We start from the raw sequence: 25,678 nt of genomic DNA, 5'->3' as shown, positions 1-25,678 counted from the left end.
CGGGCCGGGAAGTATGCACAACGAAGTGCCATACTTCCCAAGTGGATAGTGTCACCTCATCGCGGAACGTCGCCAAGGCCGCCGCCGACGGCACCCAGGGGCAGCTGGAGCAGGGTTGCACGACCCGCCGGGTCTTCGACCTGGTCGCCGACAAGTGGATGCTGTCGATCCTCTGCGTGCTGTCCGAGGGGACCGCCCGCTACAGCGCACTGCAGCGGGCAGTCGTCGGGATCACCCCCAAGGTCCTGACCCAGCACCTCCGTTCGCTGGAGGGCAACGGGCTGCTGACCCGCACCGTCTTTCCGGTCATCCCGCCGCACGTCGAGTACGAACTCACCGACCTGGGACGATCCCTCAGGCAGGCACTGCAGCCCCTCCTGGCCTGGGGCGAGTCCCACCTCGACGAGATCGAGCAGGCCCGGAGCGCCGGCTGAAGCCCGCAGTGTCGCGGCCGCCGGGACTGATCCTTCCGCCTGACCTTCCGTGCCCTCGTCTCCCGTGGCGGCGTTAAGCCGCTGACGATCGCTCGAAGTGCGAACGCGAAGTGCGAAGGAGACCGCCGTGGAACGACGCCGAATCCGCAACGCCGTCCTGAGCGGCGCGTGCAGCGCGGCGGCGGCCGTCGGCGTGCTCGTGCCGGCTCAGCCCGTCCCGGCGCAGCCCGGCCAGGCCGCCGAGGGCTACCCCCGCCCCGCGCTTCCCCTCGTGACGGACCAGGCCTTCCAGGACGGGGCCCTCCAGGCGCACAACCAGTACCGCGCCAAGCACAACTCCCCGCCCCTCACGCTCGATCCCGAACTCGTCGAGGCCGCCGAGCAGCGCGCCACCCGGCTGAGCACCGGGCACCGGCTCGACCTGGTGCACGAGGGGAGGGTCAAGGGCGCGGGGGAGAACGACTGGTGGGGCTGGGACGGCCCCCTCGAAGTGGGCGTCGAGGCGACCCCGGCGCGTACCGCGGTGGACGCCTGGTACAAGCAGGGCGGCGACTACAAGTTCGACAAGCCCGGCTACGACCAGAACCCGGGCACGGGCCTGTTCACCCAGGTGGTCTGGAAGGCCACGACCCGCATCGGCTGCGCCCGCGCCGCGGGGGAGGGGACGGGCGAGACCAAGGACCGCCTGGAGACGTACGTCGTGTGCCTGTACAAGGTGCCGGGCAACGTCGGCGACCCGGCCTCCTACCAGCAGAACGTGCTGCCTCCGGTGGGCGACTGACCGCCCTTGGGAGTGGACGTGTCCGCGAACGACGTCATCTTCGACGAGAGCGGCCGCCGTGCGGTCCTCTCCGGGGCGTCATCGACCCGGCGAAGGCGGAGCGCACGGCCCCGGAGTCGGTGGCCGCTGCGGCCCGCACGCTCCTGGCCGTCGGACCCGGTGGCGTGACGGGCCGGGCGTGATCTCTGGGCCCGGGCGGTGCGGGGCCGGTTGCGACGGCCGGGCCGTCTGCTTCGTCTGGGGCTGGGCTTGGGCTTGGGCTTGGTCCGCCACGCGGGCTCGCAACTCCCGCAGGTCGCCCGGGGTGTTCACGGCGCACCAGAAGCCGTCGGTGCGGTAGCCGGCCAGCTGCCCCAGCCGTACGAGGTGCGGCAGCGTCGTGTCCGCGTGGTCCCCTTCGTCCGGGAGCAGGGGGACCACGCCGGGCGCGAAGGCGTACACGCCGCCGTTGACCGTGCAGGTCGGCGGGGGCGGCGCGGCTAGTTCGGCGACCCTCCCTGCGGCGTCGCAGACCACCGTGCCGTGGGGCAGTCGGGGCGGGACCAGGGCGACCGTGGCCAGCGCCCCGCTGCGCACGTGGTGAGCGGCCAGCGCGGTGAGCGGGAACTCGGCCCAGATGTCGCCGTAGACGGCGAACCACGGCTCCCGCGGCGCCGGAAGCGTGCGGGCGGCGAGCTTCAGCCCGCCGCCCCGACCCAGCGGGAGGTCCTCCACGACCACGGTGGTGCGGACCGGCAGGTCCGCCGTGCGCACGTAGTCGGTGATCACCTGCGAGCGGTAGCCCGCCGAGACGACCACCGTCTCCACACCCGCGGCGGCGAACCGGTCGATCTGGTGGCGCAGCAGCGGTGCGCCGTTCACCTCGACCATCGGCTTGGGGCACAGGTCCGTGTACGGGGCGAGCCGGCCGCCGCGTCCGCCGGCGAGGATCACGGCCTGGCGGATCGGGGGCGAGGGCGGAGCCTCCGGCGAGCACATTCCCGACCTCCCGGGAGCGACGGCGACACGGGCGGCCCCGACGCAGCGCGGACGGGCACCGTGGACAGCTACCCGACTCGCTCACCGTGGAATCCCCTCCCCGACACTTCGGCCGGAGCGGGGATTCCACGGTGAGGGGATCAGCTGATCGGGTCGAGGCGGAGCGGCAGGGGGCATGCGAGGTCTCCGATCGCTCGGCCGGATGCGTTGCGCACGTACCGTACTCGGGGGGTCGTGCCCCGCCGCCGACTGTTGGGACGGCGGGTCGTCGATCGTTCGGGGTTGATCAACTCTGCTTTCCTGCAGTGCCCTTGCGGGGTCTGATCGGTGGTGATCCTGATCGTGTCTGTTCTGCCCGGCCCGCACCACGCCTCCGGGTCGACCCTGACGGGAGATCAGGGAGCAGCGACGTCCCGTCCCTGATGCCCCGGGTGGACGGTCTCGGAAGACTCGTCGCCGGGGCCGGGAACCGCCGGCCCGGCGACGATCAGTCTGGAGCCGGCCGCACATGAAGACGCAGGTGAGCACGCAGATGGGCACGCACGTGAACGGGAACGTGAACTCGCGGAAGAACCAGAGCCGTTGGGCCGTCCTGGCCGCTGCCGGAGCCCTGGCGACGGCGCTGACGGTCGGGGTGGGAGCGCCCGCCTTCGCCGCCGGGCCTACTGCCGTCCCCTCCTCGGGCTCCGCCGCCTCCCCTTCCGCTTCCGTACCGCCGCTGGACCGGGCGGCGATCCGTGCCGCCCTCGCTCAGCGGCCCGCCGCCGACGTCTCCGCCGCGTTCGTGCGGGTCACCGGTTCCGCGGGGAGGTTCGAGGGCACCTCGGCGGAGGCCGGGATGTCCGTGGACCCGCGGGGCAGGTTCCGGATCGGGTCGATCTCGAAGATCTTCACGGCCACCGTCGTCCTCCAACTCGCCGCCGAGGGGCGGATCGACCTCGACGGCAGCGTCCGGCAGTACCTCCCGGACTTCCCCTACGAGGCGGTCACGGTCGGGCAGTTGCTCAACCACACCAGTGGACTGCCCGGCGGCTCCGGCACGGCCTGGGGTGACGGGACCACCGGCTGGTTCGCCGAGCACCGGCTCGACTCCTTCACCCCCGAGGAGGTCGTCGCCACGATGAAGGGCCAGGCGCTTGGCTTCGACCCCGGCGCCGCCCAGCAGTACAACGGCATGAACACCTTCGTCGCCGGACTGGTCGTCGAGAAGGTCACCGGCCACCGCTACGCCGACGAGCTGCGCGACCGGATCATCCGCCCGCTCGGCCTGCGCGACACCGACCTCCCGGACGCCGACGACCCGCAGCTGCGGCGCCCCGCGACCCACCCGTACCTGACCGTCCCCGACGCCGACGGCGGCTCGCACCGGGCGGAGGTGACCGAGCAGAGCCCGTGGCCCTGGGCGGAGGGCGGCATGATCTCCAGCGCGCCCGACCTGGAGCGCTTCATGACCGCCCTGTTCCGGGGGCGCCTCCTCCCGCCGGCCCAGCAGGAGAAGCTGTTCACCGTCCCGGATGTGCCCGTCGCCCCGCACAGCAGCCACTGCGGGGATGGCACCGCGTGCATGAGCATGGGGCTCGAACGCCTCGCGTCCGACGGCATCGTGGTCTGGGGCAAGACGGGCTCCCGGCCCGGCTCCACCAGCGGCGTCTTCGTCACCCGGGACCTCGCCCGCACGGTCGTGTACTCGACCGACCCGACCGCGCTGAAGGGCGCCGAGACCGCGTACGTCATCGGGCTGGTGAAGGCCGCCTTCAGTCTGGACTCCATCGGCTGACGCCCCGGCTCCACCGCTGTGCTGACGGCGGGCTGGCTCGCGCGGGGGAGGGGGACGGGCCTTGGGGCGGACGCGGGGCGGGGGTGGTGTCCGGGACGGTGGACACATGCTGAAGAACATCCCGGTGGGTGACACCGAACGCCCCGTGCCCCGGTGGGCCCTGCGGCTCGCCAAGGCCCTCCCGTTCGTCGTACTGCCGCACTGCCTGTGGCGGCTGCCGTTCGCGTTCGACTTCCGGATGGGGACGGTCGATCCGACCGCCCCGGCCTACGTCTGGTGGTGCGCGCCGTACGTGATCGGCCTGAGCGTGGTCACCGAGGCGCTGACGATCCTGACCCTGGGGCTGGTCAGCGGCTGGGGCGAGGTCTTCCCGCGCTGGGTACCCGTGCTGCGCGGCCGCCGGGTGCCACCACTCGCGGCACTCGCCCCGGCCGTGCTCGGCGGCCTGACCCTGGTGGCCCTCTTCGACGGCATGCCCCTCGCCTGGCTGGGCGTGTTCAAGGAAGTCGGCTACAGCAACGCCTGGTGGATGGCCCTCGGCCGGATCTGCACCTCGACGGCGATGCTCTGGGGCCCCATCACCCTCGCCCTCGCCTGCGCCTACTACCGCCGCCGCCACGCGAGCCCGCCCCTCGCCACCGCAGCGTAGGAAGTCGGCCCGCCCGACTTCCTGCGTAGGGGTGTCGCACTGCTCGGCTTCGAGTCTCTGCGTCGGGGCTGTGATGCCGTCCTGGGCCACCTGCCCAGTGGCCCGTCGTCTCGCGGCCCGTTGCGTGAGAAGTCGGCCAGGCCGACTTCTCACGCAACAGGGGGCTTGGTCAGTGGGTGGCGTAGTACTCGGCGAGGGTGAAGAAAGCTTTCTTCGGGTCCCAGGGGACGCCGGGGTAGGTGGTGCCCGGGCGGTCCTCGTAGGTCTTGGTGATGCCGTAGCTGGCGAGGTCGAGGTCGTCGCGGGGGTCGCCGTTCGGGCGGTGGACGTGGTCGTAGAGGGCGAGGGTGAAGACGAAGGCGGCGTCGATGCCGCAGGCGTCGAAGGCTTCCAGCAGTTCGCGCAGGTGGGCGGCCTGTGCGGCCTCGTCGCGCTGGTAGGTGCCGTCGAGGCGGACCGGTCCGTTGTCGTCGTACTCGACGACGTCCAGGCCGAGTGCGCCGCGGTCGCCGGCGCCGCGGTAGGTGGCGGAGCCGAACTCGGTGACGGCGACCGGCTTGCCCTGGGCCGTGAGGTCGCGGACGCCGTCGGCGAAGCGGTCGGCGGTCTCGGCGGAGCGGTACAGGTCCAGTGAGACCAGGTCGAAGGGCTCCCAGTCCACCCGCTCCAGCGGCACCGAGGCGTACGTGACCCGCTCGCCGAAGCGCTCGCGTACCGCGGTCACCGCCCGGTCGAGGAACGCGTTGACCCGGCCGCTGACCGCACCGAGGTGCTCGCGGACCTGCTCGGGCCGGGCGAGCAGGGCGATCCGCTCGCCGGTGTCGGCGCCGGGCAGGAAGCCCGGGTTCATCAGGCTGAGCTCGGCGCCCGCCACGAACACCACCTCGGCCCCGCCCCGCCGCAGCCGTTCCGCGCGCTCGGCGCAGTCGGCGACGGTGGCGGTGGTGCTGCTGCGCAACGAGTTCGTGGTGCGCGGGGTGCCGACCGCGCCGGACGACGTCCTGGTGGAGATCGTGGACGAGGTGTACCTGCCCCTGGTGCGCGGACGGGCGCAGGGCTGGCGAGCCGCGTTCCACCGGCCGCCGGGCACGCTTCCCGCGCCGGGCCGTTGTCACAGGTCACCCGTAGAGTTCGACCGTGAACGTTCCCGAGGTCATCCCGATCAAGCACGAGCCCGACCACCGCACCGGCACCATCGGCCGCTGGCAGGGCGGCCAGTTCCTCGCCTCGGCCCTCTGTCTCGGTGTCGGCCGGTACTGCGCCGTCCTGCACCGCTTCGACGCCGCCGGTCGGCACCTCGACTCGCAGATACGCTCCACCGGTGCGGCGCCGGAGGCCGAGCGGCTGCTGGCGGAGTGGCTCGACGCCCTGCCGGGCAGGGCGTACGGGGACATCGCGATCGCCCCGTTCGCCGTGCACGTCGACGGCGAGCTGTTCGGCCTGGTCCGCGAGGACTACGAGGAGGGCGAGGTGGACGAGGACGCCGGCGAGGACGAGCGGGTCCACTTCGAGCTCTATCCGGACGGCCTCGGCTTCGACGCCCCCTGGTGCGGCTGCTACGACACCTGAGCCGTCCCGGCCGCCCGTCGCCGCGGGCGCGTCACCACGGCGCCACCCGGTAGTCCTTGAGGAACACCCCCGACACCGGGTCCCCGGCCTCGCCGCGGACGATCGGGTCGTAGACCCGGGCCGCGCCGTCCACGATGTCCAGCGGGGTGCGGAACCCCTGGGCGGCGAGGCGGGCCTTCTTCGGCGCCGGGTTCTCGTCGGTGATCCAGCCGGTGTCGACGGCGCACATGTGTACGCCCCGGGTGGCGAGTTCGGCGGCGCTGGTGCGGGTGAGCATGTTGAGCGCGGCCTTCGCCATGTTGGTGTGCGGGTGCCGGGCGGTCTTGTTGCGGACGGCGAACCGGCCCTCCACCGCCGTGACGTTGACGATGTAGCGGGCGGGGTGCGGCGAGGCCAGCAGCAGGGGGAGCAGCCGGTCGCAGAGCAGGGCCGGGGCCAGCGCGTTGACCAGCTGGGTCTCCAGTACCTCCGCCGGATCGAGCGAACCGAGCTTGGCGGACCAGGAGTTGGCGGGCGCGAGGTCGGGCAGCAGCCCGGCCTCGTCGGCGATGTCCAGCAACGACCCGGCGCCCGAGGGCAGTTGGGCGAGACCGGTGACCGGCCGGAAGCCGGGCGCGTGGTCGATCGCCCGGCGGTCGGCGGCGGGCAGGGCGTCCTGTTCGCCCGCGGCCAGCAGCGCGTACGACTCCGGCGGGCGGCGCAGGGTCTGCGCGGCGTTGTTGACCAGGATGTCGAGCGGGCGCCCCTCGGCGCGCAACCGCTCGGTCAGGCCGATGACCTGGCGCGGGTCGCGGAGGTCGATACCGACGACGCTGAGCCGGTCCCACCACTGCCCGCTGCCCTCGGCGGCGCGGAAGCGGCGGACGGTGTCCTGCGGGAAGCGACTGGTGACGATCAGCTCGGCGCCGTCCCTCAGCATCATCAGGGCGAGCTGGAAGCCGATCTTCACCCGCCCGCCGGTGAGCAGCGCCCGGCGCCCGCGCAGGTCGGTGCCCAGGGCCCGGCGGGCGGTGTTGTCGGTCGCGCAGTCGGGGCAGAGCATGTGGTAGAAGCCGTCGACCCAGCGGTAGGACTGCTTGCAGACGTAGCACTTGCGCGGCACCAGCAGCTCGCCGACCGGCCCGTTCGCGGGCGTCAGCGGCGCGTCCTCGCGGCGGGTCCGGCTGCCGGTCGCGGTGGTGGCGAGCAGGTCGGCGTCGGCCTGCCGCCGGGCCTCCCGGGCCTCCCGGCGGCGGCGCTTGCGGCTCTCCATCACGAAGGAGCTGAGCTGTCGCTCGGCGTGCAACCGGGTGCGGTCGTGGGCGGGGAGTGCCCGCAGCCGGCCGAGGGTGCGGCCGAAGGCGGCGAGTTCCTCGGCGGTGACGTCGCCGGTGCGGGCGGCGTCGCCCGCCGGATGGATGGTGATCAGTTGGTCGCGGTCGTCCCGGACCGTCATGTCCGCCCCCTCGTGCCGTACAGGTGGGAGGGACTGTAACGGACGGTCCGGGACGATGAGATGCCAATTTCCGCCGGTGGGTGACGGCAGGTGGTGATCTCAGGTGGTGACCTCAGGTGGTGACGTGAGGCCGTGGCGCGGGGTGGTGATGTGCGGCCGGCGGTGGCCCGTGGGCTCAGCCCGCGTACTGGCCGAGGATCTTCGCGAACTCGTACGGCTGCTGCGGGATGTTGGTGCACGTGGACAGCGAGCCCCCGGTGCAGGCGTTGGCGTCCCGGGTGGCGTCCCAGAAGGAGAGCATCCCGATGTGGTTCTGCCGGGCGAAGGCCACCAACTGCTGGGCGTCGGCCTGGTTGTAGATCTGGTGGTCGTCGTTCTCGCCGATCATCGGGGTGACGCCGACCATCGCCCACAGCTGGGCGTCGGTCTTCGCCGGGTGGAGCGCCTTGAGCTGGCCGAACAGCGACTGCGCGGCCTGCACGGCGGCGTTGCCGTAGTCGGTCCCGCTGCGGTAGTAGTCCATCGCCATGATGTTGACCAGGTCGACGGCCACCCCGGCGTCCCGGGCGGACTTGACGATGGCGACACCCTCGGCGGTCAGGCCCTCGGGCAGGACGGGCAGGGTGAAGGAGATCCTGAGGCCCGGGCGGGCCTGCTGCAGCTTGGCGAGCGCGGCGGAGCGGCGCTCGTTGGCGGCGGTGTCGGCGATGGCCGCGCCCTCGATGTCGAAGTCGACGTAGCGCAGGCCGTAGGCGTTCACCACGGCGTCGTACTCGGCGAACAGCGAGTCCACCGTGGTGCAGGCGGCGGCGAGTTCGGTGCCGGCCGCGCCGCCGAAGGAGACCTTGACGTCGCCGCCGGCCGCGCGCAGCGCGTCCACCTGGTCCTTGGCCCAGGCGGTGCGCGGGTCGTAGGCGTTGAACCAGCTGGCCTTGCAGCCGACGCCGGTGACGAAGCCCATCGTGTAGCCCTTGAGGCCGCCGGCCTTGGCCATGTCGGGCATCGAAGGGGTGGGCCAGGCGCCCATGTCGATGTACGGGGCGACCGGGAGTGCGACGTTCGGCGCCGGGGTGGTCGGGCCGCCGGTGGGCGTGCCGGTCGGGGTGCCGGTCGGGCTCGGCGGGGTCGAACTCGGCGGCGGGGTGGACGGGTTTCCGCCGCCGGGGCCGGTCAGGACGACGTCGTCGGCGAGGTAGCCGCCCTGCCCGTACCAGCCGTGCAGGTAGACGGTGACGCTGGTGGTGGCCGGTCCGGTGGTGAAACTGGTGGACAGCTGCTGCCAGTTGGCTCCGCCCGCGGTCCAGGTGGCCGGGTCGGTGACGCCGCTGCCGGTGGCGCCGAGGTAGACGTACTGGCCCTGCACCCAGGCGCTGAGGGTGTACTTGGTGTTGGGCTGGACGCTGACGGTCTGGCCGCACTGCGCGGTGTCGCCGGCGCTCACCGCCCCCTTGAGGGCGTACGTCCCGCTGTGCGCGCCGGAGTTGACCACGCTGCCGGTGCCGGCGGAGCAGCTCCAGGGGCCGAGCGCGCCGCTCTCCAGGCCGCCGTTGGCGAGCAGGTTCCCGTCGGCGGCGCCGGCGTTCCCGGCGAGGGCGGCCAGGCCTCCGGCGGCGAGCGCGGTGGCGGCGGCGAGGCTCAGCAGGGTGGTCCGGCGGGCGGGGCGGCGGTGCGTGGGGGCGTGCTGGGGCGCGCTGGGCATGGGGGTGCCTCTCGGGACGTGGTGGCCGCCCGCGCCGCGAGGGGGGAGACGCGGGGCGGGCGGCGGCCTGGGGGTGGTCCGGTGCGTGGGGAGCGCGGTGCTGAGCATCAAACTGGACTAGACCAGCTGTGCACGTCAAGCACTTCCCGGGCCCGGACGCCTCACCGAGGGCAGGTTTTAGGAACGGTTAAGACGGTGGTCGGTCAGCGGCCGGCCGGTCAGTCGCAGCAGGCCTTGCACTCCTTGACCTGGACGTTGTCGATCACCGGCCCGTACGCGCCGGCCACCGTGCTGGTGAAGCCCAGGGTGGTGGTGGGGTTCTGCGCGACGAAGGTGAACTGCCGCCCCACATAGCCCATCGCGGAGGCCGTCCGGCCGGTGGTGTCGAAGCTGAACGCCTGGAAGTCCTGGCCGTCGATCCGGGCCACCCCGGTCCGCACCGGGGTGCCGCCCGCCGGGTTGCCGGCCAGCGCGTACGTCACCGTGTAGGTGGTGCCGGGCACGGTGGCGAAGGTCTGGGCGATGGCGCCGTTGGTGCTTCCGTCGAGGTCGATGGACTGGTCGCCCTCGACGGCCTGCCAGAAGCCGGCGCCGATCAGGTCGACGTTGCCCGCGGTGACCCGCCACGGGCCGATGGCCTGGTTGGCGGCCACGGTGACGAAGGCCTTCGCCGGGGCCTTGGGGTACTCGAAGCCGCCGCCGTCGAAGCGGCCGGCCGCGCGGTGCCCGCCGTCGGCCTGCGCCGGGGCGGTGAGCACGGTGGCGGTGGCCGCGAGCAGAGCGACGACGGTGATGCGGGTGCGCGAGAGCGACCTGGGTTCCCCGACTTCCCTGGTGGCCGACCGCGTTGGTCGGCCGTGGTCAGAGCGTCGACCGTCGCGTCCGGCCCTGCCAAGTCCGGACCGGTGGCGCCCGGTGGTGCGGGGGGTTCGTGGGCGGGCTCTCGCGCGCCGGTTTGCCGGGTGGCCGCCGGTGATGGCCGGGTGGAAGGTGTGGGGGCGAACAACGAGAGTTGACGGCCGGGGGCTCCGTGCCCGGTGGTGAAACCGGAGGCGCGCGCCCTGCGCACACCCCTACGGTGGGCCGATGACCGTACGAACCAGCTTCGACGCCCCCGGATCTCGCCCTGGTGGTCGGTCCGCCGCCGGTGGTCTGCGGGGGAGCGGACCACCTGGAACGGCTGCGGCGGCTCGTTCCGGCGATGGCCGGGATCTGCGCCGCGTCCGAGGTCCCCTTCGTCGACGTCACCGAGGCCCTGGCGGCCGATCCGGTCTGGACGGCCGAGGCGGAGGCCGGGGACGGCGCGCACCCGGGACCGGGCGGGTGCGGACGGTTCGCGGAGCTGGTCCTGGCGGGCGGCTTCCGGGAGTGGATCGGAACGGGATCGAACTCGACCGGCTCCGAACGGGCTTGACCTCGAGTGCACTCCAAGGTGAATGCTGAGGGCGTTGATCAAGCACCACCACGCGAACACCCGCAGCGACCGCCACGGACGCCGCGGAACCCACGATGGGAGCACCGTCATGCGCAACGCCTCGTTCGGCACCAGCGGCCCCGAGATCGGCGTCATCGGTCTCGGCTGCATGGGCATGACCTGGGCCTATGACATGCAGAGCCGGGACGACGAGAACTCGGTCCGGGTGATCCGCCAGGCGCTGGACCTTGGCGTCGGCCTGATCGACACCGCCGACATGTACGGCCCGTACACCAACGAGGAGGTGGTCGGCGCCGCGCTGGCCGGCCCGTACCGGGAGCGCGCCTTCCTGGCCACCAAGGTGGGCATCGTGCCGGGCGGCTCGGGCCCGCACGAGCGCAACGGCCGCCCCGAGCACGTGCGCCGCTCGATCGACGAGAGCCTGCGCCGGCTGGGCACCGACCACGTCGACCTCTACCAGCTGCACCGGGTCGACCCGGACGTCCCGATCGAGGAGACCTGGGGCGCGTTCGCCGAGGTCGTCGCGGCGGGCAAGGCGCGCAGCATCGGGCTCTCCGAGGCGACGGTCGAGGAGATCAAGCGGGCGCAGTCCGTGCACCCGGTGGCCTCGGTGCAGTCCGAGCTGTCGCTGTGGACCCGGGACGTGCTGGCCGACGTGCTGCCGTACACCGAGTCACAGGGCATCGCCTTCCTGCCGTTCTCCCCGCTCGGCCGCGGCTTCCTAACCGGCGGCATCACGTCCTTCGACGAGCTGCCCGAGGGCGACTTCCGGCGCCGGCTGCCGCGCTTCCAGCAGGACGCGCTGAAGGCCAACCTGGAGCTGGTCGGGAGGGTCCGGACGGTCGCCGAACGGATCGGCGCCACCCCCGCGCAGGTCGCGCTGGCCTGGGTGCTGGCGCAGGGCCGGTACGTCTTCCCGATCCCGGGCACCAGGACGCCGCGCTACCTGGAGGACAACGTGGGCGCGGCCTCGGTCGAGCTCTCGGCGGCGGACCTGGCCGAACTGGACGCGCTGCCGGCCGCGACCGGCGGGCGCTACTGACGGTGCCGCCGACGCCCGGGTGCCACTGACGGGCTGCTACTGGCGGTGCCGCCGACGCCACGACGGCGGCCGGTCAGCGCTCCATCACCCACACCAGCTGCCGTCCGGTCTCGCCCGGAGCCCGGACGGCGGCCTCGGCGATCCGGTCCAGCCGGTAGCCGAGCTTGCGCGGGACGGCCGCGCTGGCGCCGTTCGCCTGGTCGCAGCGGATCTCCACCCGGGTGATCCCGGGCAGCGCCAGCGCGGCCTCGGTCAGCGCCCCGGCCGCGGCGGTGGCGATGCCGCGGCCGACGTGCCCGGCGGCGACCCAGTAGCCGATCTCCAGCCCGCCGGGGCCGATCCGCCCGTGCAGGCCGAGGGCGCCGATCACACCGCCGGGTTCGGCGTCCAGGCCGGCCAGGTACATGAAGTCGGTGCCGGCCTCCCAGGCGGCCGCGCCGGCCCTGGTCAGTTCGGCGGTCTGCGCCCGGGAGGGGGCCTCGGCCGCCCACTCCATCCACGGCCGCAGGTGCTCCAGGTTGGCGCGGACGGCCCGGTTCAGCGCCGCCGCGTGGGTGCTGCGGCGCCGCCGCAGCCAGAGGCCGCCGGGCAGCCGCAGCTGTTCCGGCGGCCGCCCGGCGGTCGCCTCCACGACCGGTGGAGCGAGGCCACAGGACCGTGACTGTGCTTGGCTCATGACGGCGATTATCGCCTTGGCCAGGACCTGTCAGCACCCGGATTACCTCCGGCGGCGGGCGCGTCCGGCCGCGAGCCGGCGCCGACCGGACCGGCCGCGCCCGGTCGCACCCCGGCGCGTCAGAGCCGGACCATCACCTCGTCCAGCTCCTTGCGCCGCAGGTCCGGCACGCGCGCCCCGTCGGCCGGGTAACCGACCGGGATCACGTACGCCGCGCGCTCCTCCGCCGGGCGGTCGCACACCTCGTTGAGGAACTTCATCGGGCTCGGGGTGTGGGTCAGCGTGGCCAGTCCGGCCTGGTGCAGCGTGGCCAGCAGCAGACCGACCGCGATCCCCACCGACTCCTTGGTGTAGTACGGGCGCGGCGAGTCGGGGCCCTTGTGCACCTCGAACACCACGATCACGGCCGGCGCGTCCTCCAGGAACGGCTTGTGCCAGTCGGTGCCGATCGGGGCGAGCGCGGCCAGCCACTCCTCCGACGCCCGGTGGCGGTAGAACTCGCGCTCCTCGGCCTCGGCCGCCTCGCGCAGCCGCCGCTTGCGCTCCGGGTCGGTGATCACCACGAACCGCCAGGGCTGGACGTGTGCGCCGCTGGGCGCCGTGCTCGCGGTCCGGACCGCCCACTCGACCACCCCGTCCGGGATCGGGCGGGTGGAGTAGTCGCGGACGGTCCGGCGCTGGGCCATCACCTCGTGGAAGGACCTGCTGCGGGCCTCGGCCTCGTGGGCGGGCACCGTCATGGGGATGAGCGGGACGGTCGGGTGGGACGTTCCCGCCACGGCGCTGTCTGTGCTGTCAACCATGGCGGACAGCACAGCACATGACGGCCCCTCCGGGAAGAGGTGCAGACCGAGAGGTAGAGACCAATCGCCGGTCAAGCACCGCCTCGGAGGCCGGCACCGCCCCGGCCGCCGCTGCCCGGCTCAGTGCTCGTGCACCCGCCCGTCCCGGACCTCGATCCGCCGGTTCACCGACACCGTGTCCAGCATCCGCCGGTCGTGGGTGACCAGCAGCAGGGTGCCGGTGTACGAGCCGAGCGCCGACTCCAACTGCTCGATCGCGGGCAGGTCCAGGTGGTTGGTGGGCTCGTCCAGCACCAGCAGGTTCACCCCGCGTGCCTGCAGCAGCGCCAGCGCGGCCCGGGTGCGCTCGCCGGGGGAGAGGGTGTCGGCCGGGCGCAGCACGTGCACCGCCTTGAGGCCGAACTTGGCCAGCAGGGTGCGCACGTCCTCCGGCGAGAGCTCCGGCACGGCGGCCGCGAAGGCCTCCAGCAGCGGCTCCCCGCCGAGGAACAGCCCGCGCGCCTGGTCCACCTCGCCGACCACCACGCCGGAGCCCAGCGAGGCGCTGCCGGCGTCGAGTTCGAGCCGGCCCAGCAGGGCGGCCAGCAGCGTGGACTTGCCCGCGCCGTTGGCGCCGGTGATGGCGACCCGGTCGGCCCAGTCGATCTGCAGGTCCACCGGACCGAAGGCGAAGTCGCCGCGTCGGGCGCTCGCCCCGCGCAGGGTGGCGACCACCGAGCCGGAGCGCGGCGCGGTGGCGATCTCCATCCGCAGCTCCCACTCCTTGCGCGGCTCCTCGACCACGTCCAGCCGTTCGATCATCCGCTGGGTCTGCCGGGCCTTGGCGGCCTGCTTCTCGGTGGACTCGGTGCGCATCGCGCGGCCGATCTTGTCGTTGTCGGAGGACTTGCGGCGGGCGTTGCGCACGCCGTTCTCCATCCAGCCGCGCTGCATCCGCGCCCGGGCCTCCAGCCCGGCCTTGGTGTCGGCGTACTCCTCGTACTCCTCGCGGGCGTGCCGGCGGGCCACCGCGCGCTCCTCCAGGTACGCCTCGTAACCGCCGCCGTACAGGTTGACCTGCTGCTGGTGCAGGTCCAGCTCCAGCACCTTGGTCACGGTGCGGGCCAGGAACTCGCGGTCGTGGCTGATCAGCACGGTGCCCGCGCGCAGGCCCTTGACGAAGGACTCCAGCCGCTCCAGGCCGTCCAGGTCGAGGTCGTTGGTGGGCTCGTCGAGCAGGAAGACGTCGTAGCGGGAGAGCAGCAGCGAGGCGAGGCCGGCCCGGGCGGCCTGGCCGCCGGACAGGGCGGTCATCGGCAGGTCCAGCGAGACCTTCAGCCCGAGCGAGTCGGCGACCTCCTCGGCGCGCTCCTCCAGGTCGGCGCCGCCGAGGTCCAGCCAGCGCTCCAGGCCGGCGGCGTACGCGTCGTCGGCGCCCGCCCGGCCCTCGACCAAGCCCTCGGTGGCCTCGTCCAGCGCGGCCTGCGCGGCCGCCACGCCGGTGCGGCGGGCCAGGAAGTCGCGCACCGACTCGCCCTCGCGGCGCTCCGGCTCCTGCGGCAGGTGGCCGACGTTGGCGCCCGCCGGGCTCAGCCGCAGCGACCCGCCCTCGGGGGTGTCCAGGCCGGCCAGCAGGCGCAGCAGGGTCGACTTGCCGGCGCCGTTCACGCCGACCAGGCCGATCACGTCGCCGGGGGCGATGACCAGGTCCAGGCCGGAGAAGAGGGTGCGTTCGCCGTGGCCGGCGCTGAGGTCCTTGACTACGAGTGTCGCGCTCATGATGGGGCCGATTGTAGGAGGAGCGGGGCGCGCGGCCGAAAAGGCGGAGGCCGCGGCTGTCCCGCCGCGGCCCCGCCCCCGGATCAGTCGGCCCTGATCACTCGGTCCTGACCACTCGATGCCGATCGCTCGATGCCGATCACTCCGGGCCGATCACTCCGGGCCGGTCACCCGGTGCCGATCACTTGGCCTTCTTCGAGAAGTACTCGAACATGTGCTGGGCCACGTCCTCCAGGTACGGACCGGCCTCGTAGGTGTTCGCGCCGTTGCCGATGGAGGTGTCGCTGACCAGGGCGGGCTTGCCGTCCTTGGTCGCGTACCAGCCGCCGCCGCTGCTGCCGCCGGTCATGTTGCAGCCGATCAGCAGCATCGCCGGGCGGCTCGGGTCGCCGGTCTTCTTGGACGGCTTGCCGCCGTCGCAGTGCTCCAGCTCCACGCCGTCGAAGGGCTTGCCCTCCGGGAAGCCGTAGTTGCTGACGGAACCGACCTGGTCACGCGGGGCGTTGAACCAGAGCGGGACGGAACCGCCGACGGTCTCCTCCAGCGACTTGCCGCCCGGGTTGGGGTTGGCGACCTTGATGATCCCGAAGTCGTACTGGCTCCAGGGGCCGCCCTTCTCCGGGTCGGCCTCGGCGGCCCACTGCGGCGAGACCATGCCGGAGGTGGCGGTCCACTCGCCGTACGGCTCGGCGTCCTCCAGCTTGGCCTGCTTGTTGCCGTTGCTCAGCACGCCGTTGCTGTTGAAGGCCGGGGCGAAGGTGATGTCGGTGTAGTACTTGTTGCCCTTGCCGCCGTGCAGGCAGTGGCTGGCGGTCCACACCAGGTTGCTCTTGCCCGGGTTGGCCGGGTCGGAGACGACGGTGCCGGAGCAGACGTAGTCCTCGTTGCCGTCCTTGAAGAAGATCTTGCCGTTGACGTGCATGTTCTTCGGGAACGGGTGCGCCACGGGCTTGGCCGGGACGACGGCGGGCAGCTGGTCGGCGCCGCCGGGCTGGGCCGCGGTGGGCTGCGTGGTGGGCGCGGCGGCGGTGGGCGCGCCGGTGGCCGGGGCGGCGCCGGTGGGCTGTGCGGGCGGCTGGGTCGCGTCCGGCGCGGGCTGCGGCAGCGGCTTCGGCTTGGCCTCCAGCAGCTTCTGCAGCGTCCAGTAACCCTTGACCGCCGGGGTGATCACGTTGGCCTGGGCCCACTTGTCCCAGTCCTCCAGCTTCCAGGTCTTGAGCTCCTCGAGCGTCGGAAGCTTGATCGGAGCCGCCCCCGGGGTGCCGGCGGCGCTGGCCCCGGCGGTGGGAGCCGCGGTCGCGGGCGGGTCGACGTTGTCCGGCCCGCAGGCGGTGGCGACCACCATGGTCAGCGCGGCGACGGAGGCGCCCAGGACGGCACGGCTCGGCCGGGATATCGGTGACATGCGTTCAAATCCCCCTGTTGACTACCGCCATGCGGCCCGTTCCCCGGGCGCGGCCCCACTCGGCCGCAGGCATGGCAGGTGAGGAGTCTGCCATGCGTCCGGCGGCCTCTCGGCACCCGCCCCGGACCGGGACGCGGCCGTCACCGGATCGGCACGGGATCGGCACCGGGCCTCCGTGGGGCCTCCGTGGGTCGTCCGTCGGGGCGCCGTCGGGGCCTTTGCGGGTCGTCCGTCGGGGCGCCGTCGGGGCCTCAGTGGGGCCTTCGCCGTGGCGCCGCCGGGGCCTCCGCCGGATAAATCGGTTGCACGCCTCGTGCGGGCTGCCTAGCGTGGTCCGGGTCACCAGCCAGACAAGGAGAAGGCCGTTGCTCTACTGAGGTCCCGGGACACCGCCCCCGCCGCGCAGGCCCTGCTGCCGTTGCGCGGTGCGCGAGTGTGCGACCTCAGTCACGGCCCGTGGCGCTCCCCTGCATGACGCCACCCCTTCGTTTCCTCCGGCCGTCCCCGGTTCCGCACCCGCGGTGTCTCCCCGTGTTGCTCACCACCCCTTCGGCAACCACCCCGGGAGGCCTGTATGGCACACCAACCCACCACCACCGCCGTCCTCTGCACCGAGCTCTCGTTCGAGTGGCCCGACGGCAAGCCCGTCCTGGACGGCTTCCACCTCGCCGTCGGCCCCGGTCGCACCGGCCTGATCGGGCTCAACGGCGCGGGCAAGTCCACCCTGCTGCGGCTGATCGCCGGCGACCTCACCCCCTCCGGCGGCACCGTCCGGGTGGGCGGCGAACTCGGCTACCTGCCCCAGGGGCTGACGCTCGACACCACCCTGAGGGTGGACGAGGCGCTCGGCGTCCGCGCCACCCGCGAGGCCCTGCACGCCATCGAGTCCGGCGACACCGACCAGCGCCACTTCGACGCGATCGGTGACGACTGGGACGTCGAGGAGCGCGCCCGCGCCACCCTCGACCGGCTCGGCCTGCACCGCCTCGGCCTCGACCGCACCACCGGCGAACTCTCCGGCGGCGAGGCGGTGTTGCTGCGGCTGGCCGCCCTGCTGATGGCCCGCCCCGACATCCTGCTGCTCGACGAGCCCACCAACAACCTCGACCGGGCCGCCCGCGAGCGGCTCTACGAGACGGTGGCCGGCTGGAACGGCGTGATGCTGATCGTCAGCCACGACCGCGAGCTGCTCCGGCACGTCGACCAGATCGCCGACCTCAGGGACGGCGAAGTCACCTGGTACGGAGGAAACTTCGAGGACTACGAACGCACCCTCGCGGCCCAGCAGGAGACGGCCGAGCGGCAGCTGCGCAACGCCGAGGCCGACGTCCAGCGCCAGAAACGGGACTTGGCCGAGGCCCGGGTCCGGCTGGACCGCAGCGCCGCCTACGGGAAGAAGCGCTCGGTCACCCGCAACGACCCGCACATCTTCGCCGGGATGCTCAAGCGCAAGGGCCAGGAGACGGCCGGCCGTCTCCAGGGCATGCACACCGAGCGCCTGGAGGAGGCCAGGGCCCGGCTCAGCGTGGCCGAGGAGGCGGTGCGGGACGACGCCGAGATCAGGATCGACCTGCCCCGCACCGCCGTCCCGGCCGGGCGCACCGTGCTCACCCTGGACAAGGTCCGGCTGCCCTACGGCACCACCGCCGCCCTCGACCTGCGCGGGCCCGAACGGATCGCCCTGGTCGGCCGCAACGGCGCCGGCAAGACCACCCTGCTGCGCACCATCGCGGGCGAACTCGCCCCGCTGGCAGGGGAGGTCATCACCCCGGTGCCGCTGCGGCACCTCCCGCAGCGGCTCGACCTGCTGGACGACGAGAGCTCCGTGGTGGAGAACGTCAAGCGGTTCGCCCCCGCCGCCGGGGACAACGCGGTCCGCGCCCGGCTCGCCCGCTTCCTGTTCCGCGGTGCCAGGGCCGACCAGCCCGCCGCCACCCTCTCCGGCGGCGAGCGCTTCCGCGCGACGCTGGCCGCCCTGCTGCTGGCCGACCCGCCGCCGCAGCTGCTGCTGCTCGACGAGCCGACCAACAACCTGGACCTCGCCAGCGTCCGCCAGCTCACCCAGGCTCTGGCCGCGTACCAGGGCGCGCTGGTCGTGGCCAGCCACGACCTGCCGTTCCTGCGCGGCCTGGGGCTCACCCGGTGGCTGGAGCTGGACGGCGAACTGCGGGCGGTGGCGCCGATGTAGAGAGTGTGGCCGAGGCGGCGGCTACTGCTGCCGGTCCTCCTCGCCCTGGGAGTCCTGGGAGTCCTGGGAATCCAGGGTGCCCTGGGAGTCCCGGGTGTCCCGGGCGTCCTCGGTGAGCATCCGGCGGGCCGTGCTCAGGGCCGAGTCCCTGAGCCCGGCCAGCTCGTCGGGGGTGAACACCGGGGTGCGGACGTTCGGCGGGATGCCCGGTCCGTCGAAGGTGCCGCCGTCCCGGGTGAGGTACTTCTCGTTCGGCAGGCCGACCAACAGATCCGGCGAGAGCGTCTTGATCATCACGTCGGAGAAGACGCCCTGGGTGTTCTCGCCGACGCGGAGCACCTTCGGGGAGCGGCCCATCATGGCCTGGGTGAAGGTCTCCGCGGCGCTGGTGGAGATCGAGGAGGTGAGGACCGCCACAGGCCCGGTGAAGTGCCTGCCCGCCGAGGGCCGTACGGTGATCGGCTCGGGCCGGGTGAACCTCGTCGGGTCGGCCGGGTCGTTGCGCGCCACCTTCCGGTAGGCGACGTAGGGGCGATCGGTGAGTCGGGCGGCGATGTGCAGCCCGAGCGCGTCCGAGCCGCCGCCGTTCAGCCGTACGTCGACGACCAGGCCGGTGAGGCGGTCCGGCCCGGCCAGCAGGGCGTCCAGCGCCCGGTCCAGTTCGGCGAGCTGGTTCCGATGGCCGCCCTCGGCGTACCTGCCGAAGCTGCTCACCCGGAAGTAACCGATGCCGTCGGGGAGCCGGCCCACGCCGAGCCGACCGTCGGCGAAGAGTTGCTCCGGGCCGGCGAGCTGGGCGGCCGAGGCCTGTCGGGCCCGGGCGGTCAGTTCCTCGCTCTCCTCCGTCGTCCCGGGCCGCTGTCCGCCGAAGACCGACCCGGGGTGCCCGTCGACCACCCGGGCCAGTCCGGTGTGGGCGTCGCCGAGCGGGCGGAGCATGTCCACGAAGAGGTCCTGCAGCTGGTCGACGGTCGTCGTCGGGGTGATCGTGCGCCGCTTCTCGTCCCGGACGGCGTGCCAGTCGATGCCCTTGGCGGCGAAGAAGGGGTAGTTCTCCTCGAAGTTCTCCCAGAACCGGTCGAAGACCGCCAGCGGGTCGTTCGGAGCCGGCGAGGCGCACAGCGGCGGCAGGGCGTCCAGACGGGAGAGCGACTTGCTGCCGACCCCGCCCTCCTCGCGTTCGACGGCCCGGTTGTGGCCCTTGGGGGTGAGTGTCAGGGCGTTGTCGCCCATCTCGTAGCGGATGGTGCCGTCCGGCCCGGGCGCGGCCGTCTGAGTCCCGGTGATCCACCCGGGTACGCAGCTGTGTGCCGTCACGTCGTACGTGGTGAGCCGGCTCCCGGAGACCGCGAACAGCAGACCGTAGCCCTCCATTCGCCAGACCCCCTCCAGCGGGTTCGCCCGCCCTTCCCGGGCCGCCCCTCCCTGGGCCGTCCCTCCCTGGGTCGCGGCCGCCCCCGGCGCCGCCAGTCCCACGGCCGCCGCGAGCGCCACCGCCGCGGCCGCCGTCCTGCTGATGTTCCTGCGTGTCATCTCCGGCCTCCGCCGAACCCCGGTCTCCCCCGCGGAACCCCTCCGCCACCGCTCCCCGCCGACGCTACGGCCGCCCCCGTCGCCCGGTCGTCATCCCGGGTGGCGCACCCGCTTCCTCCTCCGGGTCCATCCGCACCGGCTGGAATGGTCCCTGGTGCTCTCGACAACCACCGTTTTGACTGCGGGTGAAAATCCGCCGTCCACGGCCCCAACTGCCCCTGGCTCCAGTACCATCGGTGACATGCCTGCGCTCAACATCGAGTACACGGAGCACGAGCTCGCCGCGATCCGCGAGGCCGCCGCCGCGGACGGCAAGACGGTGAAGGCGTACGTCCACGACCTGAGCGTGCGGGAGCAGCAGCGGAGAGTCTTCGTGGACCACGCGGTGGCGTTCTGGAAGGCGCACCGGGCCGAGTTCGACGCCGCGTTCCCCGAGGACGCGCCCGCGGCCTGAGCGGCCGTGCGGCGGCGGTGCGAGCGGCGGCCACTGTGGCTACGGCGGGCGCGAGCGCGCCGGGTGCTGGTGCTGGCGCGGCCGGTGCGGGCGTGACACGGTGAGGGGCGGGGGAGCGGCGCTGCTCCACGTCGACCTGCGCTGGCTCCTCGACGTCCAGGAACTGGCCTCCCCGGAGGACCTCAGCGTGCGGGACTACTCGGCGCTCCAGGCCGCCGTCGCCCGGCACCGGGTGAACACCGCCCAGCTCGGCCACCACGCGGACCCGGCCTGGTGCGCGGCCACCCTGATGCACACCATCGTGCTGCTGCGCCCGCTGCCGGTGCGCAACAACCTGTACGCCTGCATGACGACGGCCGCGTACATGCACGCGGCCGGGGAGGGGATCGACTCGCCCTACGGGGCGTTGGTGGAGCTGGCCCGCGACATAGCGGAGGGCCGGGCGGACGTGTACGCGGCGGCCGACCGGATCCGCGCCTGGCGGATCTGAGGCCGGCCGGCCGTCGCGTCATCGTCAGTCCGAGGCCGCGCCCGATCCCGCGCCCGAGGCCGTGCCCGATCCCGCGGCCTGCGGCGCCGGCCGCAGCCTGCCCGCGATCCGCGTCCCGAGCCGGTCCAGCCCGACGACGAGCGCGGCGAGCACCACGAACTCGACGGTCAGCAGGGCGATCTGGCCCCAGACGTAGCCGTAGCCCTTGGTGGTCGGGTCGAAGAAGAAGTAGGGGTACGGCAGCGGGTAGTCGTCGAACAGTGCGTTGCGGGTGAGGACGATCGCCGCGTAGCCGAGCGGGAAGGCCAGCCAGAGCGGTATGTCCTTCCAGGCCGCGGCGTTGCGCGGCCTGAGCACCAGCCAGTCGACGATCACCAGCACCGGCGTCACGTAGTGCAGGAAGAACGACGACCAGTGCGCCAGCCTGTCCGGTCCGCTGACCAGCCCGGGCAGCGGGTTGGCGCCGTGTTCGAGCAGGATGTGCGAGACCAGCCCGGTGATCAGGATGTACAGCGTGGCGGCGCCGCGCAGCCGGGGCGCGGGCGCATCCACGGTGTCGCGCTTGAGCATCCAGTACGCCGCGCCGACGAAGTAGCCGAACACGATCACGTTGCTCTGCACGGTGAAGTACACCAGCGGCGCGGTTCCGAGGCTCAGGCCGAGGCCCGCCGAGAGCACGATGCCCATGCGCCACCACAGCGCGGGCCGGGTCCGGACTGTCATGCGGCCACCAGTTCGTTTCAGGCGATACGGGAGGTATCGGGCGTCAAGGGGGAAGGCTGCACTCTACTCGCTGGGGCCGAGCGGATGGAATCCGTGTTCGACCCGCCCCGGCCCCGGTCTCCCCTTCCAAAAACTGATGAAGCGCCAGTTCGGCCTGTCAGCCGGGCAGTACGAAGCCCGACTCGTACGCCGCGATGACGGCCTGGGTGCGGTCCCGCGCGCCCAGCTTGGCCAGCACGCTGCCGACGTGCGTCTTCACCGTCTCCTGGCTCACCACCAGCTGCCGTGCGATCTCGCCGTTGTTGAGCCCGGTGGCCATCAGTCGCAGCACCTGGCCCTCCCGCTCGGTCAGCCGCCCGATCGGGCCCCGGTCCGCAGCCCCGGCCTCCCGGCGCCGGTCCGCGCCGTGGTGCAGCGCGAGGTCGCGGACGGCCGCCGGGAACAGCAGCGAGTCGCCGCGCGCGACCAGTCGCACGGCCTGCACCATCTCCTCCGCCCGGGCCCGCTTCAGCAGGAACCCGGCGGCGCCCGCGCGCAGCGCGTCGTACACGTGGTCGTCGTGCTCGAAGGTGGTGACCACCAGGATGCGCGGCGGCGGGGCCATCCCGCTGACCAGCTGCTCGGTGGCCCGGATGCCGTCGATACCGGGCATCCGGACGTCCATCAGCACCACGTCCGGGCGCAGTTCGCGCACCAGCGGGACGACCTCGGCGCCGTCCGCGGCCTCGCCGACCACGGTGAGGTCCGGCTCGCTCTCGATCACCACCCGCAGGCCCAGGCGGACCAGCCGCTCGTCATCCGCGATCACCACCCGGATGCTGTCGACACCCCGCTCCGCGCCGCTGTCCATGCCCTCGTTCACGTCGTCCCTCCCGTCGGCAGCCAGACGGCCAGCCGCCACGTCGTTCCGTCCTCGCCCGGCCCCGCCGCGCTGCCGCCGTGCAGTGCCGCCGCCCGCTCCGCGATCCCGCGCAGCCCGCGTCCGCCGCCGGGACGGCTCGGTCGGGCGGGGCCGAGCGGGTTGGTCAGTTCGATCTCCAGCCGGCCGCCCGTCAGTGCGACCCGCAGTCCGGCCGGGGCGGGTCCGGCGTGGCGCAGCACGTTGGTCAGGCCCTCCTGCACGATCCGGTACGCCTCGCGGGAGACCGCCTTGGGCAGGCCGGGCAGCCCGGGCGCCAGCTCGGCGTCCACCGTCACGCCGGCGCGGCCGAGTTGGCGCAGCAGGTCGTCCAGCCCGGCGAGGGTGGGCCCGGCCGGTTCGGCGGCCCGCGGGTCCTCCTCGCGCAACAGCCCGAGCACGGTGTCGAGTTCGGCGACGGCCGCCCGGGCGGTCTCCTCGATCGCCGCGAGCGCCTCGGCGGCGAAGTCCGGGTTGCTGCGCAACACCCGGGCGGCGGCCGAGGCCTGGATGCCGACGGCACTGAGCGCGTGCCCGACCGAGTCGTGCAACTCGCGGGCCAGCCGGTTGCGCTGGGCGAGCACCGTGGCCCGGCGCTCGGCGGCGGCCACCCGCTCCTCCGGGGTCGGGCCGAGCAGGGCGGGCGCCCAGCGGGCGAGCAGCGCGCCGCAGACGGCGTTGGTGCCGATGATCAGCAGCAGCAGGCCGAGGCCGAGGGCGGGGCCGCTGGCCAGCCAGGCGGGGAAGTGCCGCTGCCACATCCGGACGAACTCCTCCGTCCCCGAGAAGCCGCAGACCAGCACCACCGCGAAGGGGGTGCCGGCCAGCGTCATCCCGGCGACCACCCCGCCGAACAGCAGGTGCAGCACGTACCAGAGCGCGGTGCGCCGGCGGGCGGCCCAGGAGCGGGCCGGTCCGGCGGCCAGCTCCTCCGGGTGGGGCGCCGAGCACAGCGCCCGCGCGGCCGCGCCCTCCAGTCCCCGCACCATCGGCACCAGCGCGGTGACGGCGGCCATCGGTAGCGAGGTGGCCAACGACAGGACGTACAGGAGCAGTTGGCGGGCGGGTGACTGGTTCGGGTCGAGTGCGCCGAACAGCACCACCGACAGCATCCAGTACGGCATCAGCAGCGCGCCGCCCAGCACCAGGTGCACCCAGCGCAGCCGGGCCCGCCGCCCCAGTGCGGCTCCCGCCGCACGCCGCAGCCGGTCGCCCACGCGCGCCGCACGCCGCAGCCGGTCGCCCACCCCCGTGATCACCCGCGCGACTCTACGGCAGCGGCGCGTCGGCGGGCGCCCAGTTCGGTCAGCGCCATCGCCCCGACCGCCAGGACCAGCACCGCGGCCACCACCTGGGCGGCCTGTACCAGGGGCATCAACCCGGGCACGGCCATCCGCAGCTCGGTCACCCGGGTCGTCGTCGCCCCGAAGGCCACCACCTGCCAGGCACCCCAACCGAACAGCGAGCCGGCCGCCGTCCAGACCACCAGCAGCGGCCCGAGCAGCCGGCGCCCCGGACGGAACCGGAAGACCAGGACCAGCAGCGCCGCCACCGCGGCCACCGCCATCACCGCGCAGACCCCGTCCATCACCGCCACGCCCCGGTTCCGCTCCTCCACCATGACCTGCGGCAGTCCGGCGCCACCCCCGAGCGCCCAGTAGGCCCGGCTCGCCGCGACGCCCGCGGCGAGCAGCGCGGCGACGCAGGCGAGGGAACGTTGCACGGGCAGCGTGGGGGAGTCGGGCAGGTCGCCGATCCGCTCCCGCAGCAGCCCGGCCCAGCGCCGGCGGGCGTACAGCGCGAAGGCGGTGAGCAGGGCGAGGCCCTGGACGGCGAAGCCGCCGTACACGACGAGGAAGACCCAGTCGCCGACGCCCTTGTCGTCCGGGTCGGCGCGCTCCGGCCCGAGCACCAGCAGGCTCAGCAGGTACAGCGGCAGCGCGACCAGGATGGTGCCGAGCAGCCCGGTCGCCACCCACATCGGGAACGCCACCAGCCCGGCCGGTGCCCGCCGCCCCCACGGGCGGACGAACGCCAGCGCCAGTGCCACGGCGATCGCGTCCATGCCGAAGGTCAGCAGGTTCACCAGCCACAGCCGGTCCATCCCGCCGGGGTCGTCCGATCCCACCGGATGCCCGGTCAGCCAGAGCAGCTTCAGCGTCAGGTACGGCCCGGTCGCCGCCACCGCCGTCCACGCCGCCCCGGCCCGCAACACGTGCTCGTTGATCCTCATGCCCCCACGGTCCCGCCGGGGCGCACCCCGGGGCGTCCGCCGGGGGCGCGATCCCCCTCCCCCTGGCGGGGGATCTCCGGCCCGGGACCGCGCTGTGGGCCGACCTCCGGCCGTGCTGCGGGCCGACCTCAAGCCGGGCGGCAGGCCATTCTCGGGCCGTGCGGCGGACCGACCTCAGGCCATGCGGTGGATCAACCGGTCCTCCTCGTCGGTCCGGCCGTCCGGGTCGGCGACCAGCCCGAGCCGCCCGGCGAGCCGACGCGAGGGCAGGTTGTCGGCGTGGATCAGGGCGATCACCGGGACGCCCGGGTAGCGCGGCAGCGCCTCGGCCATCGCCGCCCGGGCCGCCTCCGCCGCGTACCCCAGACCCCAGGCGGACGGCCGGAACCGGTAGTAGAGGTTGAACACCCGCTCCCCGTCCAGGGTGTGCAGGTACAGCCCGGCGAACCCGATGACCGTCCCCGGGTCCTCCCGGGTGGCGACGGCGCAGTACCCCACCCCGTCCCGCACCCAGTCGGCGACGAACCCGTCCAGCATCTCCTGCGCCTGGGCGATCTCCCGCTGCGGCCCGTTCGGGTTGTACCGGTTGGTCTCCGGATCCCCGTGGATCGCGAACACCACCTCCACGTCGCCCTCCTGCGGCCGCGTCAGCACCAGCCGCTCGGAGACGGTGACGATCGTCCGGGAGGTGTGGTCGGTCAGGTTGGTGGTGGTCATG

The 25,678-nt window shown here is 73.5% G+C and carries 25 protein-coding genes; 10 read left to right on the top strand and 15 right to left on the bottom strand.

Going from position 1 to position 25,678, the window contains the following annotated elements:
- Positions 1–41 precede the first annotated feature (41 nt).
- Both ACWDBB_RS14805 and ACWDBB_RS14800 read left to right on the top strand, forming a co-directional pair.
- Positions 42–434, top strand: coding sequence for a winged helix-turn-helix transcriptional regulator (locus tag ACWDBB_RS14805; RefSeq protein WP_449789940.1), 393 nt, complete (start codon positions 42–44; stop codon positions 432–434).
- 127 nt (positions 435–561) lie between these two features.
- On the top strand, positions 562–1,215 hold the full coding sequence (locus ACWDBB_RS14800; RefSeq protein WP_449789939.1) for a CAP family protein: 654 nt from the start codon (positions 562–564) through the stop codon (positions 1,213–1,215).
- A 78-nt stretch (positions 1,216–1,293) separates the two neighbouring features.
- Here the strand turns inward: ACWDBB_RS14800 and ACWDBB_RS14795 are convergent, their stop codons facing one another.
- Positions 1,294–2,193: a nucleotidyltransferase family protein gene (locus ACWDBB_RS14795; protein ID WP_449789938.1), complete on the bottom strand. Its 900-nt coding sequence runs from the start codon at positions 2,191–2,193 to the stop codon at positions 1,294–1,296.
- Between the two features lie 520 nt (positions 2,194–2,713).
- Between ACWDBB_RS14795 and ACWDBB_RS14790 the strand changes: the two genes are divergently transcribed.
- Both ACWDBB_RS14790 and ACWDBB_RS14785 read left to right on the top strand, forming a co-directional pair.
- Positions 2,714–3,970 carry a serine hydrolase domain-containing protein gene (locus ACWDBB_RS14790; RefSeq protein WP_449789937.1) on the top strand — a complete coding sequence of 419 codons (1,257 nt, stop codon included), beginning with the start codon at positions 2,714–2,716 and terminating at the stop codon, positions 3,968–3,970.
- Between the two features lie 106 nt (positions 3,971–4,076).
- Positions 4,077–4,619: a hypothetical protein gene (locus ACWDBB_RS14785; RefSeq protein ID WP_449789936.1), complete on the top strand. Its 543-nt coding sequence runs from the start codon at positions 4,077–4,079 to the stop codon at positions 4,617–4,619.
- Between the two features lie 169 nt (positions 4,620–4,788).
- On the opposite strand, the gene ACWDBB_RS14780 is transcribed toward ACWDBB_RS14785, so the two are convergent.
- Positions 4,789–5,577 carry a hypothetical protein gene (locus tag ACWDBB_RS14780; protein WP_449789935.1) on the bottom strand — a complete coding sequence of 263 codons (789 nt, stop codon included), beginning with the start codon at positions 5,575–5,577 and terminating at the stop codon, positions 4,789–4,791.
- Positions 5,578–5,756: 179 nt separating this feature from the next.
- Between ACWDBB_RS14780 and ACWDBB_RS14775 the strand changes: the two genes are divergently transcribed.
- Positions 5,757–6,188, top strand: coding sequence for a hypothetical protein (locus tag ACWDBB_RS14775; RefSeq protein WP_449789934.1), 432 nt, complete (start codon positions 5,757–5,759; stop codon positions 6,186–6,188).
- A gap of 31 nt (positions 6,189–6,219) precedes the next feature.
- On the opposite strand, the gene ACWDBB_RS14770 is transcribed toward ACWDBB_RS14775, so the two are convergent.
- From ACWDBB_RS14770 to ACWDBB_RS14760, 3 genes are all read right to left on the bottom strand, one after another.
- Positions 6,220–7,623, bottom strand: a complete 1,404-nt coding sequence (locus tag ACWDBB_RS14770) for an SDR family oxidoreductase (RefSeq protein ID WP_449789933.1) — start codon at positions 7,621–7,623, stop codon at positions 6,220–6,222.
- Between the two features lie 175 nt (positions 7,624–7,798).
- Positions 7,799–9,322 (bottom strand): carbohydrate binding domain-containing protein, encoded by a 1,524-nt coding sequence (locus tag ACWDBB_RS14765; RefSeq protein WP_449789932.1) that lies wholly within the window; start codon positions 9,320–9,322, stop codon positions 7,799–7,801.
- A 218-nt stretch (positions 9,323–9,540) separates the two neighbouring features.
- Entirely contained in the window at positions 9,541–10,080 is a 540-nt protein-coding gene (locus ACWDBB_RS14760; protein WP_449789931.1) for a choice-of-anchor C family protein, read from the bottom strand.
- A 371-nt stretch (positions 10,081–10,451) separates the two neighbouring features.
- Here ACWDBB_RS14760 and ACWDBB_RS14755 point away from each other — a divergent pair, with 371 nt between their 5' ends.
- Both ACWDBB_RS14755 and ACWDBB_RS14750 read left to right on the top strand, forming a co-directional pair.
- Positions 10,452–10,736, top strand: a complete 285-nt coding sequence (locus ACWDBB_RS14755) for a hypothetical protein (protein ID WP_449789930.1) — start codon at positions 10,452–10,454, stop codon at positions 10,734–10,736.
- A 109-nt stretch (positions 10,737–10,845) separates the two neighbouring features.
- Positions 10,846–11,799 (top strand): aldo/keto reductase, encoded by a 954-nt coding sequence (locus ACWDBB_RS14750; protein WP_449789929.1) that lies wholly within the window; start codon positions 10,846–10,848, stop codon positions 11,797–11,799.
- 73 nt (positions 11,800–11,872) lie between these two features.
- Here the strand turns inward: ACWDBB_RS14750 and ACWDBB_RS14745 are convergent, their stop codons facing one another.
- The 4 genes from ACWDBB_RS14745 to ACWDBB_RS14730 all read right to left on the bottom strand — a co-directional run bounded on the left by ACWDBB_RS14745 (position 11,873) and on the right by ACWDBB_RS14730 (position 16,441).
- A complete protein-coding gene (locus ACWDBB_RS14745; protein ID WP_392868908.1) occupies positions 11,873–12,475 on the bottom strand; it encodes a GNAT family N-acetyltransferase in 603 nt (200 codons plus the stop codon).
- A 119-nt stretch (positions 12,476–12,594) separates the two neighbouring features.
- Entirely contained in the window at positions 12,595–13,278 is a 684-nt protein-coding gene (locus ACWDBB_RS14740) for a nitroreductase family protein (protein WP_449789928.1), read from the bottom strand.
- 120 nt (positions 13,279–13,398) lie between these two features.
- Positions 13,399–15,036, bottom strand: a complete 1,638-nt coding sequence (locus ACWDBB_RS14735) for an ABC-F family ATP-binding cassette domain-containing protein (protein WP_449789927.1) — start codon at positions 15,034–15,036, stop codon at positions 13,399–13,401.
- A gap of 181 nt (positions 15,037–15,217) precedes the next feature.
- Positions 15,218–16,441, bottom strand: coding sequence for a trypsin-like serine peptidase (locus ACWDBB_RS14730; RefSeq protein ID WP_449789926.1), 1,224 nt, complete (start codon positions 16,439–16,441; stop codon positions 15,218–15,220).
- A 574-nt stretch (positions 16,442–17,015) separates the two neighbouring features.
- Here ACWDBB_RS14730 and ACWDBB_RS14725 point away from each other — a divergent pair.
- The gene (locus tag ACWDBB_RS14725; protein WP_449789925.1) at positions 17,016–18,629 is read left to right on the top strand and encodes an ABC-F family ATP-binding cassette domain-containing protein; all 1,614 of its coding nucleotides are present in this window, start codon (positions 17,016–17,018) and stop codon (positions 18,627–18,629) included.
- A gap of 21 nt (positions 18,630–18,650) precedes the next feature.
- On the opposite strand, the gene ACWDBB_RS14720 is transcribed toward ACWDBB_RS14725, so the two are convergent.
- Positions 18,651–20,162 (bottom strand): S41 family peptidase, encoded by a 1,512-nt coding sequence (locus tag ACWDBB_RS14720; protein ID WP_449789924.1) that lies wholly within the window; start codon positions 20,160–20,162, stop codon positions 18,651–18,653.
- Between the two features lie 241 nt (positions 20,163–20,403).
- Between ACWDBB_RS14720 and ACWDBB_RS14715 the strand changes: the two genes are divergently transcribed.
- Together ACWDBB_RS14715 and ACWDBB_RS14710 are read left to right on the top strand one after the other, a co-directional pair.
- Positions 20,404–20,616, top strand: coding sequence for a hypothetical protein (locus tag ACWDBB_RS14715; RefSeq protein WP_224280451.1), 213 nt, complete (start codon positions 20,404–20,406; stop codon positions 20,614–20,616).
- Between the two features lie 100 nt (positions 20,617–20,716).
- Positions 20,717–21,106 (top strand): toxin Doc, encoded by a 390-nt coding sequence (locus ACWDBB_RS14710; RefSeq protein WP_402413744.1) that lies wholly within the window; start codon positions 20,717–20,719, stop codon positions 21,104–21,106.
- A gap of 24 nt (positions 21,107–21,130) precedes the next feature.
- Here ACWDBB_RS14710 and ACWDBB_RS14705 read toward each other — a convergent pair whose 3' ends face one another.
- From ACWDBB_RS14705 to ACWDBB_RS14685, 5 genes are all read right to left on the bottom strand, one after another.
- Entirely contained in the window at positions 21,131–21,829 is a 699-nt protein-coding gene (locus tag ACWDBB_RS14705) for a Pr6Pr family membrane protein (protein ID WP_449789923.1), read from the bottom strand.
- A 157-nt stretch (positions 21,830–21,986) separates the two neighbouring features.
- Positions 21,987–22,679, bottom strand: a complete 693-nt coding sequence (locus ACWDBB_RS14700; RefSeq protein WP_449789990.1) for a response regulator — start codon at positions 22,677–22,679, stop codon at positions 21,987–21,989.
- Positions 22,680–22,687: 8 nt separating this feature from the next.
- On the bottom strand, positions 22,688–23,986 hold the full coding sequence (locus ACWDBB_RS14695; RefSeq protein WP_449789922.1) for a sensor histidine kinase: 1,299 nt from the start codon (positions 23,984–23,986) through the stop codon (positions 22,688–22,690).
- The gene (locus tag ACWDBB_RS14690; RefSeq protein WP_449789921.1) at positions 23,983–24,960 is read right to left on the bottom strand and encodes a hypothetical protein; all 978 of its coding nucleotides are present in this window, start codon (positions 24,958–24,960) and stop codon (positions 23,983–23,985) included. The genes ACWDBB_RS14695 and ACWDBB_RS14690 overlap by 4 nt, the downstream gene beginning before the upstream one ends.
- Before the next feature lie 174 nt (positions 24,961–25,134).
- Complete coding sequence (locus tag ACWDBB_RS14685) at positions 25,135–25,677, bottom strand: GNAT family N-acetyltransferase (protein ID WP_449789920.1); 543 nt, start codon at positions 25,675–25,677, stop codon at positions 25,135–25,137.
- Between the last annotated feature and the right edge of the window lies 1 nt (position 25,678).

This window comes from Kitasatospora sp. NPDC001095 (assembly GCF_053598615.1).
The sequence above is the reverse complement of the archived record's forward strand: the minus strand, read 5'-3'. Positions and strand labels throughout refer to the sequence as shown.